13 protein-coding genes and 1 pseudogene are annotated in these 11,908 nt (G+C 39.7%); 5 read left to right on the plus strand and 9 right to left on the minus strand.

Translation table 11 applies throughout. The features are described 5' to 3' along the window. The first annotated feature begins 27 nt into the window (after positions 1-27). On the plus strand, positions 28-501 hold the full coding sequence (locus tag N178_RS16920; RefSeq protein ID WP_013058548.1) for a YtxH domain-containing protein: 474 nt from the start codon (positions 28-30) through the stop codon (positions 499-501). A gap of 43 nt (positions 502-544) precedes the next feature. On the opposite strand, the gene N178_RS16925 is transcribed toward N178_RS16920, so the two are convergent. The 3 genes from N178_RS16925 to N178_RS16935 form a co-directional block, all read right to left on the minus strand. After that, on the minus strand, positions 545-883 hold the full coding sequence (locus tag N178_RS16925; RefSeq protein ID WP_045293700.1) for a hypothetical protein: 339 nt from the start codon (positions 881-883) through the stop codon (positions 545-547). Between the two features lie 205 nt (positions 884-1,088). Continuing rightward, entirely contained in the window at positions 1,089-1,349 is a 261-nt protein-coding gene (locus N178_RS16930; protein ID WP_045293702.1) for a hypothetical protein, read from the minus strand. 136 nt (positions 1,350-1,485) lie between these two features. Next, the gene (locus N178_RS16935; RefSeq protein WP_045293704.1) at positions 1,486-2,094 is read right to left on the minus strand and encodes a hypothetical protein; all 609 of its coding nucleotides are present in this window, start codon (positions 2,092-2,094) and stop codon (positions 1,486-1,488) included. A 174-nt stretch (positions 2,095-2,268) separates the two neighbouring features. Here N178_RS16935 and N178_RS16940 point away from each other — a divergent pair, with 174 nt between their 5' ends. Then, complete coding sequence (locus N178_RS16940) at positions 2,269-2,634, plus strand: DUF3221 domain-containing protein (protein WP_045293706.1); 366 nt, start codon at positions 2,269-2,271, stop codon at positions 2,632-2,634. An 11-nt stretch (positions 2,635-2,645) separates the two neighbouring features. On the opposite strand, the gene N178_RS16945 is transcribed toward N178_RS16940, so the two are convergent. After that, on the minus strand, positions 2,646-3,578 hold the full coding sequence (locus N178_RS16945; protein WP_045293708.1) for a patatin-like phospholipase family protein: 933 nt from the start codon (positions 3,576-3,578) through the stop codon (positions 2,646-2,648). A gap of 275 nt (positions 3,579-3,853) precedes the next feature. Between N178_RS16945 and N178_RS16950 the strand changes: the two genes are divergently transcribed. Further along, the gene (locus N178_RS16950; RefSeq protein WP_045293710.1) at positions 3,854-4,672 is read left to right on the plus strand and encodes a squalene/phytoene synthase family protein; all 819 of its coding nucleotides are present in this window, start codon (positions 3,854-3,856) and stop codon (positions 4,670-4,672) included. Positions 4,673-4,707: 35 nt separating this feature from the next. Here the strand turns inward: N178_RS16950 and N178_RS16955 are convergent, their stop codons facing one another. After that, positions 4,708-6,657, minus strand: coding sequence for an FUSC family protein (locus N178_RS16955; protein ID WP_045293712.1), 1,950 nt, complete (start codon positions 6,655-6,657; stop codon positions 4,708-4,710). Positions 6,658-6,813: 156 nt separating this feature from the next. After that, positions 6,814-7,074 (minus strand): metal-sensitive transcriptional regulator, encoded by a 261-nt coding sequence (locus N178_RS16960; protein WP_013058561.1) that lies wholly within the window; start codon positions 7,072-7,074, stop codon positions 6,814-6,816. A gap of 251 nt (positions 7,075-7,325) precedes the next feature. On the opposite strand from N178_RS16960, the pseudogene N178_RS27330 reads away from it, so the two are divergent. Then, positions 7,326-7,439: pseudogene (locus N178_RS27330) on the plus strand (NucA/NucB deoxyribonuclease domain-containing protein); the annotation flags it as partial. A gap of 35 nt (positions 7,440-7,474) precedes the next feature. After that, complete coding sequence (gene comJ / locus N178_RS16965; RefSeq protein WP_045293714.1) at positions 7,475-7,882, plus strand: competence protein ComJ; 408 nt, start codon at positions 7,475-7,477, stop codon at positions 7,880-7,882. Between the two features lie 245 nt (positions 7,883-8,127). Here the strand turns inward: comJ and N178_RS16970 are convergent, their stop codons facing one another. From N178_RS16970 to N178_RS27880, 3 genes are all read right to left on the minus strand, one after another. Continuing rightward, positions 8,128-8,718 carry a CPBP family intramembrane glutamic endopeptidase gene (locus N178_RS16970; RefSeq protein WP_045293716.1) on the minus strand — a complete coding sequence of 197 codons (591 nt, stop codon included), beginning with the start codon at positions 8,716-8,718 and terminating at the stop codon, positions 8,128-8,130. A gap of 396 nt (positions 8,719-9,114) precedes the next feature. Continuing rightward, positions 9,115-11,433 carry an RNA polymerase recycling motor HelD gene (helD, locus tag N178_RS16975; protein ID WP_045293718.1) on the minus strand — a complete coding sequence of 773 codons (2,319 nt, stop codon included), beginning with the start codon at positions 11,431-11,433 and terminating at the stop codon, positions 9,115-9,117. A gap of 244 nt (positions 11,434-11,677) precedes the next feature. Next, positions 11,678-11,803, minus strand: a complete 126-nt coding sequence (locus N178_RS27880; RefSeq protein ID WP_016765178.1) for a hypothetical protein — start codon at positions 11,801-11,803, stop codon at positions 11,678-11,680. Between the last annotated feature and the right edge of the window lie 105 nt (positions 11,804-11,908).

An 11,908-nucleotide genomic window follows, 5' to 3' on the forward strand; every position in this document is an offset into this window, starting at 1 on the left:
TTACATATTATAAAAGGAGGAAATGTCATGACAAAAGAAAACGTAAAAGAAACAGTAGGTAAAGAAACAAAAGGTGGAAGCAAAGAGTTATTAGTCGGCACGCTAGTAGGTAGCGTAGTGGGTGTAACAACAGCTTTACTAGTAGCGCCAAAGTCAGGAAAAGAGCTGCGTGCTTCTATTCAAGACGGAGCGAATCAAGCACTTGCTAAAACAGGTCAAGTGAAAGAAACGGTATATGCAAAAGGCCAAGACCTCAAACAGCGCACGGCTCGTCTTTCACAAAAAGTCTCCGAACAGTCTTCGCAAGTTGTCAACAAAGTGAAATCTCTGCGCACTGCTAAAGAACAGCCGCTTGCAGAAACGGCTGCAGCAGAAGAGCTTGAAACGACAGAAATCGTTCAAGATCCTGTTCTTGAAGCTGAAGCGGTGCAAGAAGAATTAAATACAATTACGCAAGAAGTAAGTGACTTAGAACAATCTGTCGATGAAACAAGACGTTAACAACAAGCTGTAGAGATATCTCTACAGCTTTTATGTATATTCGCTACCCTTCCTTCCACCCTTCAAAAAAATAGCCTCCGTACGGACACGGCTCTGATTCCGGCAGTTCTTCATAATGCTGTCCGCTGTAATACTTCGCCAGCACGATCTTAGGCTTAAAAGCCGCTACCCCTTCACTGTCTTCTTTTTCCGCTCCCCTTTCTCTCATCAAACAAAAAATATCCATTCCCGCAAACTCTCCGTACCCTTGATAGCACGACTCATAATAAACTTTACCAGGTGTCACCAAATAACACTCCCGCTGCCACGACGGCTGCTTACTGTAAACACTCGCAATACTTATTCCACTCACTGCACACTTCCAGCTGCAAATTCCAACCATACAACGCCTCCAACGACTTGATAGTCTATTCATCTACAACTTTTGATAAAATCAAACATTCTTTAAAATGGAAAGAATTCTCTTTTCCGCCTAAAAAATCACACTACCAGATACCCTGTCTCCTTGGCTGCTTTTTAGCCAAGGAGACAGAGATACATCGATAGAAATAAAAAAGGTCTGATAAATCGACCATTTATGGTGATTATCAGACCTCAAGTTTTTCTGCATTTGAGCGGCTTATTTGCTGTTCAAGCGATTTAGCCAGCAGTACAATTTCATGATCTACATATTTTGTTTTGATTTCTTCAATTTCCATTAATGTTTTAGAAAAACTTTCTGCGTTATTTCCCTGTCTGTGTTGCACATCTTTAAAGAAATCAAGCAGTGCCTCGTTAGACTGCATTGGACGGCTAAAATCAATCGTGTACATTTTGTACCCCAGTGTTAAATTTGTTGTAGTTGTCATAATTATTTCCCCCATTCTTCCTATAGTGATATATCTTCTACTCTTTACCCTTTAATTCCTTCTTTTTAACCTAAATTAATTAATTTTTTTAAAAAAACTTCCCATTATAAGAAAAAACACCCTTATAACAAGGATGTTAGAGTATTCTTCCCTTCGGTACAATTCCAGATGCAAAGTCATCTTTGAACTTAAAGCTAGCAGAATTGTTTTCCTCTAGAAAATGTATTTCCCATTTAAAGACGGGATATTCAGGCTTGTACATTTTGACTTTCTGATCGGGATTTTCTTCTAATCTTGCAATTACTCGCTTGAATCCTTCATAAGCAATCCACCAGTCGCTCCCGGTTTCATCAGTAATAAAACAAATGGAACCGTCAATTAAATGAAGGTTTTGCTGGATATCATCAGCATTGGTAAAATACGCATTTCCAAAGGTTTGAAGACAGCGATTGCAATACCCTTCTTTGCCTCCGCCTTTATAAATCCAGTGCGCGATTGGCTCACTGCAGTCTTTACACATATTCGTCACTTCTTGAAGAAATGTCTTGCCGCTCCACTGCTCTTTTTCATTTTCAAACACGTTCCAGACTAAATAATTCTCCGTTTGTTCTGAAATAAAAAGGCGAAACGGCTCGTCTCGATGCCAAAAGTGAATATTTTGTTCGTCTGATTCTTCAAAGTCAATGACAAAATTATCTCGTTCTAATATATGTCGAATAACGTTGGTTAAAAAGGTAACATCCATATAAAGGCCTCCCGTACTAAGCGTGGCTTCTAGTAAAAATAGCGTTTATGAGTTAAAACATATCACGAGCGCTGAAATAACGTCAACGATTACCTCTTGCTTTCTCTGAAAACTGGAAAAGAAATGGGCAAACGCGCTATAATGGTATTCATGTAGAAACGGAAAGGAGATTTTATGAAGTTTACCGTTCAATCAGCTGCACTTTTTCTTCTCTTTTTTATTTTTTTAAGCGGTTGTTCTGATAACGCCGAGCAGTCAAAAAAACCAGCCGGCTATTTAGTTCAAGGGCGAGTTTTAGAAGTGAAACAGAATGAAATTCTCATTGCAAACGTCATTCCCCGAGATACCGCGCTTGACTATACAACCAAAGAAATACTTGGCTCTAGCGATGTACAGCCTATGTATGTAAAAGTTTCGGATGATCAAACATACAAAAAAGGACAGCTCGTTAAAGCATGGCTCAAAAAAGACAAAAGCGTTCAATATTCCGTTCCGGCAAAAGGCGAGGCTGTTGAAGTCAATATTTTAAAACAGCCGTAGAAAAGCTCCTGTTATGGGAGCTTTCTTCGCGTCAGCGGACGTTCGTTCCGATTCATTTTATGCTGTTCAAAATCCCATTTTTCTAAAAAGCGCTTGGCGGATGTATAACCAGATTCATATAAAAACTCAATTTCTTCTTCTTTTAATGCAAAATCCGTTGCCGTAATCACACCCGTTGGAATTTGTACGGTTCGTTCTTTGGTCTCCGCGTTCAAATACCGCAGATCGTGCGCTTGCAGCATCGTTGTAAACATGCTTTTAAATAAATGGACAGGTGTTGGAATAATAGCAGCTGTATCAATTTCTTCTTTTACAAATCGAAAACCAAACGTTGGGAAACGCGGATGCTCCGTATCAAACAGCCAAATCGGAAAATTGCTTAAAAGCGCTCCATCGACAATGTATGACCTCTTGAACCCTTTGGATTTCCAAATGACGGGACGAAAGAAAAAAGGAATGGACGCACTCATCATCACAGCTTGTGAAATCTTCATATCGCTTGGCTGCATTCCGTATCGGAGCAAATCGTCAGGGAGCACAAGCATCTGTCCGTTCGAAATATCTGAGGCAATAATTTTCAGCTTATCTGCCGGCAAATCTGCAAACGTTTCGATTCCTTTTTCACGCAGCAGACGGTACACCCATTTTTCCAAATAATCATTTTTATAAAAACCTAAATGAACCATCAGTTCAATCAAGTTGCCAATGAGAGGAATTCGGTTAATGATCGTTTTTCCGCGAAACTTGGCATAGTCCATGTTTTGAAGCTCCTTGCGAATTTCCCCGCTTTTATAGCCGCTCGCCAAAAGTGCCGCAATCAACGCTCCGGCTGACGTACCTGCTAGACGCTGCCATTCTACGTTGCTTTCTTCCATGGCTTCAATCGCACCCGTAAATGCAATTCCTCGAACGCCTCCCCCTTCAAACACAGCATCTGCTTTCACATCTTTCCCCTCCTATACAACTCTCTAGTTTTTATATACCCTTTTTTTATATTCAGGGTTTCATTACTCCATACCTTTTATTTTTCAAGCTAAAAGAATGTTTCATTTTCCATTAACATAAGGATATAACGACTAAAATTCTACAAAATAATGACAATATCGTTAATAAGTAATCTTTAAACTCCATTAAATGCTCATTTTTTGTTACTATAGTATATAAGATGAAAACTTAAACTAATTTGACATGTGGATATGTAAAAAGGAGCTAGTTATCAATGAGTGTACCCAACAAATTACGCGACGACGCAATGCTGATGTTAAAAGAGACAAGCCGAACATTTTTTATTCCAATTAGCCACTTGCCGGCAGAATTGCAAGATGCAGTAGGATCTGCTTATTTATGTATGAGGGCAATTGATGAAATTGAAGATCACCCTGAGCTAGAAGCCGGTGTAAAAAGCCGCTTGCTTTACGCCATCAGTGACCTGTTAAAAAAGCCTTTTAACGAAGACGAGTACATTGCATTAGTAGGTCCTTATCAAGCTGATTTACCTGACGTAACGCTTCAGCTCGGCAACTGGATTGCGTTTTGTCCCACTGGTGTTGTAGATCAAGTATTGGATTCAACTTCCATTATGGCTAAAGGGATGGCCGATTGGGTAGAAAAAGACTGGCATATTCAAAATGAAGCGGATTTAGACGACTATACGTTCTACGTAGCTGGTCTAGTAGGTGTGATGCTTAATGACATTTGGAAATGGTATGACGGTACGGAGACAGACAAAGAATTAGCCATTGCGTTTGGACGCGGCTTACAGTCTGTGAATATCCTGCGCAATACTTCGGAAGATTCAGAGCGCGGAGTCAGCTTCTTTCCAAAAAACTGGACCAGAGAAGATATGTTTGCCTACGCTCGCCGCAATCTTTCACTAGGAAAGAAATATTTAGAAGACGTCAAATCACTTCCGATTCTTCATTTCTGTAAAATTCCTTTGGCGCTTGCTGACGGAACGTTAAATGCCTTGATGAAAGGAAAAGAAAAAATGACGCGTGACGATGTAAATAAAACGGTAAGTGAAGTTGTCGATATGTAAAAACAAAAGCACGGAGCCCCTTGGTTCCGTGCTTTTTATATTTCTACCTGCAGACTTTCATATAAAGCGGTTATTTCCCCTTGAATAATAGGGTAGCGTTTCAGGCTCGGAACACTTGAAAGCTTTGGCGCTCGCTTTTGCTCAGCAGCTGCGGCTAGCTGAGCAAACGTTTCTTGAAGCTCTCGCTTTTCCGTTTCTGACAGCTCATATCCTTCATATGACGCAAGAAGCATATAACCTAACTGCTGCGTAGCGACTACCGCAGGCCACAGTCCTTCAAGTTTAACGGCCGTTTTAGAATATTCTCCAATTACATTATCATAAAGCGCCCGAAGGTTAACAAGTTCCCCTTGAAGCTTATTTCTTTCTTGTTTAATTCTTTCTTCATCTTGTTCGGTGCTTAGCATTTCTAAAAATTGTCCTTCTTTTCGAATGACATCTCCAAGCAAATACGGCAGACGAAGCGAAGAAGCTCGTTTAAAAACTAATACCGTACCGACCACTCCAATAACAGAACCAATAACAATATCAATCACCCGAGCGGACGTAAAGTAGCTAATCGCTTTGTCCGGATGACCGCTTTCAGCAATTAAAAGAGCATTCGGTGTGATAAAAAGCGTACCGAGCGCGTAGTTTTTAACAATCACAATCTCGATCGTCGACTGAAGCACAAAGACAATGAGCGCAATGACGATTCCCGTTGGCTCAAGCATCAGAATTCCAGTTCCAATTAAAATACCTAAAATGGTTCCGACAGAGCGCTGAATACCTCGCTGAACCGTTGCACGCACGGTTGCCCCAAGCATCACTCCTGCGCATGTAAGCGGAATCCAGTAAGACCTTGGAATATTTGTCGTGTAGGCAACCGCTGCGGCAACAATCATAATAATTCCGTAGCGCAAAGCGTTTTTAAGCACATACGAACGTTTGTGAAAGGCAGCTTTTAACCGTGATTTTATCGTGCCGTGCGAGAACTGAATGTACTCCGTTTCTTTTAATTCCTTCATTTGAAGAACGGCATTTACATCTAATAATAATGTGCGCAGCTCTTCTTTGATGGACAGCTCTTCAATCTCTTCTCTTACATCTCGAATTTTTTTATGCTTTTTTAATGTGGCCATTTCGGATGCAAACGTTTCAATCACCGCTTGTGCTTTTTTAGAAACAGCCGGATTAAAATCGTTTGCAGCGGCCATCACAAAGATAAACAGCCCTTCGGCTTTTTGATTTAATAAAAACAGCCGGTGCGCAAACGATGATTTCTTTCGATTAATTTTCGCTTGTTTCATCGCTGTTTCCGCTGCCCGGAGCTCTACAACCGTTTTATGCTGTTCCGCGTGAAACGATTCTGTACTGAGCGACCCGACAAATGAAGCTAGCTGCCTGTACGCTTTCGCCACAGCAGCAGTTTCAGGTCCGCGCGGGTTAATAAGCCAGCCGCTCATGCTAATACACCAAGACAGTGCTCCTCCCAAAAAAACGAGTCCGGCGTGTAAAAAAACAGCCTGCAAGTTCGGAGCGGGAATGCTCGTGCTCACAGCAAATGAAAGAACAAAAAACATGGCAGAAGGTCCCGGGATTTTTAACGCTCCAAAGATATAAACTGACACGGCTCCAATCACACCAAATAAAATGGTTTTCATCCAAGCCAAGTCAGCAAATAACGAGCCGAGTGTAAAACAGAGCGTAACGCCCAGCAAAGCTAAAAATAACTTAACGGCACGCTGCGCGTAAGGTTCATCTTTTGTATACAAATATGTAAAGCCGCCAATGCTTGCAATGAGTCCGTACTGCAAATGACCAAACAAAATTCCTATTAAAATCGGCAAACTTGAAGACAATCCTGAACTGATTCCTCTTACCCAAGGAGAAGAAGCATGGTTAAAGCGAAAAGCAGCTTTGATTCCCGGCGCTTTTGGAGAAGCCTCAATTTTATGATGAATTTCCGTATGATTATATGTTGGTGACTTTTTGTCATCACTCACCTTGACCTCCTCCTTTCTCTTCATATATCTTTCCTGTTCTTAAAACGAGATAAACCTCAAAAAGCGCTGTTCCTATCCGTATTGTGTTTAGGAACAGCGCTTTTTATCCTTATGAGCAGCGTACAGTAAAAACAAAAAGCAGATGAAACGAATGTCTCATCTGCTTTTTACTAACAGCTCTACTGCTTCTTTTACTAAGTTTTCCGTATTCTCGCCTTTTTCAATGCTTTCTCTTACACATTGCTCAAGATTGGTGCTGACAATAACACCCATTGTGCGATCAATTGCGCTTCTGGCTGCTGAGAGCTGTGTCACGATGTCACGGCAGTCTTTTCCTTGTTCCATCATATTTAAGACGCCTTTTAACTGACCTTCAATACGTTTCAACCGATTTTTAACTTGCTTATCATATTCCATCATACTACTACCTCCGCTCATGCATGATTGCGTTTCTTGCTTTTAAGCTGTATGCAAGAAGTAAATGTATACACAACTTTATACCTATTAGGGTATGATGTCAAGTAAAGGAAGTTTAACATAATTGTTAATACTTGTTTACACCGTATTTATTGTCCTGTAATCTAAACTTAGCAATCTGAGAGTATAGTTAAGCTGTAAAAACGACTACACTGGAGGTTTGAGATGGCTGCATACGGGAAAAAGTTAATGGCAAGTCTATTCGCTATATTTCACCTTCTGATAACCGCGGAGCCGGCTCATGGGTTGGAAATCAATTAGAACAATACTCAGATGGTACGCGCGTACAATTTATCGTGCAATAATAGCTGAACAAGCTTTACTTTGAAGAGGTGAAACAATGAAAACAAAATGGAAAGAACAAGAGCTAACCATGTCTTATCATCAGTTTACGCTGTTTCAAAAAGGACAGCCAAAGCCCCATCACGACTGGAGTGATGAAGATATTCAAAAAGGATATGTCGCAGACGATAAAGCCATTTCGTTTGAAGCCGTATCAAATACAAAAGCCATTATTGAAGTGTGGGTAAACGAAATTCCAGACGCATCACGTGCTGAAAAGACGACCCGTCTTCCTTTTCACATCGAAAGCAATGGGATCGAAATCAAAAGCGTCCTATCTGAAACCTTAAGCTATGACATTCCAAACGGGTATTATTACGTCACATGCCTGACCATTCCTCTTCAAGAAAAAACAAACTCAGGCCTTTATTTAGTGAAGTATTTACTGCATTTTGAAAGTCGATAAAAAACGACGGCCTACTGTAAGCAGTTCAAATGGTATACAACATCATTACACAGTAAATAATTTACAAAAATAGACTGTGATAAAAGTATTTTAATCGAAGTTAAATACGAGCTACCGATCAAAACCTTTGATTGGTAGCTCGTATTTTTTGTTGTTGCAGTGAAGATAGGTTTCATGCGTTCAGTTGGTTCTAGCTGTTGATTGGAATAGTTTCTTTATGCTCCACCCTCTTTTAGCGCAAGATGCTAAAATATCCATCCGTTAAAAACCATACCTAAATTAACAATAAAATGAAAAACTATGGCTGGGTATATGCTTTTCGTCTTTAAAACGACAAATGCATAGAAAAGTCCACCAAAAGAAAAAAGTAAACTTATTACCACGGGAATTCCTATTGATATGTGCAAGAGACCAAATCCAATACTCGTAATAAAAACAGCGTAAAAAGTCGATAGACTGCTTTTTAATTGAGATAACATGATCCCTCTCCAAAGCACCTCTTCTAAAATAGCATTTATGATTGAGAATACTATACCGTATATGACGAATGTTTTTGTATAGCTAATATCTTCAGCGAACAGTAAAGGTACAAAAATCGTGGCGGAACCAATCAGACCGAACATTAAAAAATACGTTAGCTTAATTGAATGATGTGGCATAACTATACGTTTCTGCCAGTCTGGTAATGATGCAAAAAGAAATACCTTTTGCTTGGACAATAAAATTGAAAGCAATAGTCCACCTACGATAAACAAAAGTAAAACTCTGTTTACAATGATTTTCATCTTTTTAGATAGATCCCATTCAATGAAATAATTGCTTCCTACTTGAAACATGCATGTCCCTACTAAAAAAAATAGAAACAGAGAAACAGTTGAACGATATTTAGAGGTTAAAGCGTAGATAAAAAGCAAGCCTATGATGGTCAGCATTCCCGCAGCAAATAACTTATAAGAAAAAAGAATAATACCCGAGAAAAATAAACTTATCGAAGAGATAAGTAATACATTTATTCGTAAATATTGGATATAAAAATCCTCCTTTCACTGTCTTTCTAATTCGTTTTATAATAGCGGAAACTCAACCAAACAATTTTTATTTCGGTAATGGACAGGAGCTGAATCCATATAAATAAAAAATCGAGGGTAAAACCTTTGCGATTTCACCCTCGATTTCCTGTACTCATCCTACTGTTACTTTCTCAAATACTCAAGCCACTGACTGTTCTCTTTTTATTGTGCTTGGTATTCATAAGTTTCTTTATTCGATACAAACGGGCTGATTTCACCAAGTGAGAACAAGTGCAGCTCATGCATCGCTCTTGTACATGCCGTATAAAATAAATTTCGCTCATATTCATCCTGGTAACATTCACTCGACGCATTGTAAATGATGACTGCATCAAACTCAATTCCTTTTGCTAAGTAAGCTGGCAGGACAAGCATGCCTTTTTCAAATGAACTTGTTTCTTTTGTCAGCAGTCTTGCAGACATCACTCCAGGCAGTGCTTGGAATGCTTGACGGCTTTCTTCAGCTGTTTTGGCAATAACAGCAATTGTTTTATAGTTTTGCTGCTTCAATTCATTAATTTTGTGTATAATTGCCTCATGCAACTTTTGCACGTCGCCTGTAGCCGTCACGGTCGGTTTCGCTCCGTCTCGATTAAACGGCTCGATTAAATGGCCGTTTGGGATCATATCCCTTGAAAACTCGACAATTTGACGTGTTGAGCGGTAGCTTCTCGTAAGAGTCAGCGTTTCTGCTTCTTTCTCTTCATACAGCTCGCTTGAAAGAATGGTCGGTGCGTTCAAGGCGTGCGCATAGATCGCTTGATTCAAGTCTCCAAGCAGCGTCATTCTGGCATGCGGAAACAGCTCTTTTAAAAACGCTAGCTGAAACGGTGAATAATCTTGTGCTTCATCAATAAACAAATAGCGAATGACAGGATTAGCTTTGCGCCCTTCAATTTGATCTTTTATATACAAGTAAGGCGTTACATCTTCATAAGACAGCTTCATGTTCATGACTCTTTCCACCGTGTTTTTAGCTGTTTCGTCCCACCCTTCTACGTGTGAAAAAAGGTGATGTCTTTCAAACAGCTGCATATAGATACGGCGAATATCGATAAATTTAAGCTGCTTAATGGCCTGCTTAATAAATTTCATTTTCTTAGCTACAACGGCTTTGGCTAGATACGCTTGTTCCCGGTCAAAGTCATCGAATGAACTTTCCGTATAGCCTTCCTTTTTCTGCAGATGCTGATAGGCCTCCACATAATCTTCTTTTTCTAAAAGCTGAATTTCTTCTTGAACCCAATCTTTTTTACGCTCAAGTTTTTCAAGCTGGTTGATGAGCTTAAGCGCCCACTCCGCTACGAGCTGCATTCTGTTAGGAATGGAAATCCCCGTATCAAGTGAGTAGAAATAAGACAGCAAACGCCGAGCAGATAACACGATTTCGCCGCGAAACTTAATGTTTTTAAAAATGATGTCTTTAGTAGACAGCTCTTCGATATACGCATCTACCTGCTTTTTAAATTCACGGCTTGCTTTGTAGCGGATTTCCTGCATTTTTTGTTTTTTTGTCGCGATATCTTTCTCCGTTAGTAAATATTCGATTTGAACAAACAAATCCTCCACTTCAAACTCGTTTCCTAACCGTCCATCGGCGTATTGCTGAAACGTTGTTTGTTTCATATTGTCTTCTCCAAGCTCCGGAAGAACGGTTGAGACGTAGCTGTTAAAAAGCGGATTTGGTGAAAACAGCATCATGTTTTCTGCAGTCAGCTGCTTTCGGTGATGATAGAGAAGATAAGCCACGCGCTGAAGAGCCGCAGACGTTTTACCGCTCCCTGCTACTCCTTGAACAATCAGCACTTTATTTTTTTCATTTCGAATAATTTGGTTTTGTTCTTTTTGAATGGTTGCTACAATACTTTTCATTTGACTGCTTGCATTGTGTCCGAGCACTTCTTGAAGCAGTTCGTCTCGAATGGTAATTCCTGTATCAAACATGCTTTTAATTACGCTATTTTCGATAATAAACTGACGCTTTAGCTTCATCTCGCCTTTAATCGCTTCACCTGGCGTTTCGTACTGCGCTTTTCCCGGTGAATAATCATAATAAAGACTCGAAATAGGCGCACGCCAATCATAAATTAAAAACTCTTCATCTTTTTGATCCATTAAAGAGCCCACGCCCACATAAATAGCTTCCGCTTCTTTTTCACCATTTTCTATAAAATCAAAACGTCCAAAATAAGGGGATTGCGTTAGCTTTTTTAATGTTTTTAATTGATCATACGCTTGTCTATGGGTAATTTCGCGTTCAGCTAAAAGTTCTGCCTGCTGCTTAATGCTCGTAAATGTCTCAATCACGTCATCCGGCTCATCCATATTAACCGTGACGTCGTCCCAAAACGTGCTTCGCAAATCAACAATTTCGCCTTTTACGCTTCCTACGCTTTTGCCTATTTTTTCAGCTTTTTGGCTGATTTCTTCGACTACCCAATCAACTCGCTGCTGTTCTTCTGTTAAATTTTTGTCTTTCACTTATCCACACCCCTTACACACGTTACCCGATAACAAAACTTGTTACCGGGTAAAAGCGATCGTTGTTTATTTTTTTCAGAGTCTACATACTTCCCTACTGAATTCGTAAATCCCTGCTATGTAACCATATTATGTCTTAATTTCCATCGTTAGTATACTGAAAAATAATGAACTCCACAACAAAAAGGGCTGAGAAAGTCTCAAGCCCCTTATCTTTATAGGCCGTTCCTCTACTTATTAGCTATTACTGTTTCCAAAAAGTTAGCAGATGAATGATGGCTGACACCACTTCTACCCCTTGAAACGCCAGTAAACCTGCTGCTGCCGCTGTAAACAATCCGACTACCGCTTCTTTAAAAATGAATGGCATTGATACCAGCTCCTTTGCTTATTTAAAATAAGTAGATTTGTTATCATTCTACTACTTTTTTCAGAATTTTCAATACCTTTTTATCAACAAAATAAAATAAAAACG

Source organism: Priestia aryabhattai B8W22, assembly GCF_000956595.1.
GTDB classification, from domain to species: domain Bacteria; phylum Bacillota; class Bacilli; order Bacillales; family Bacillaceae_H; genus Priestia; species Priestia aryabhattai.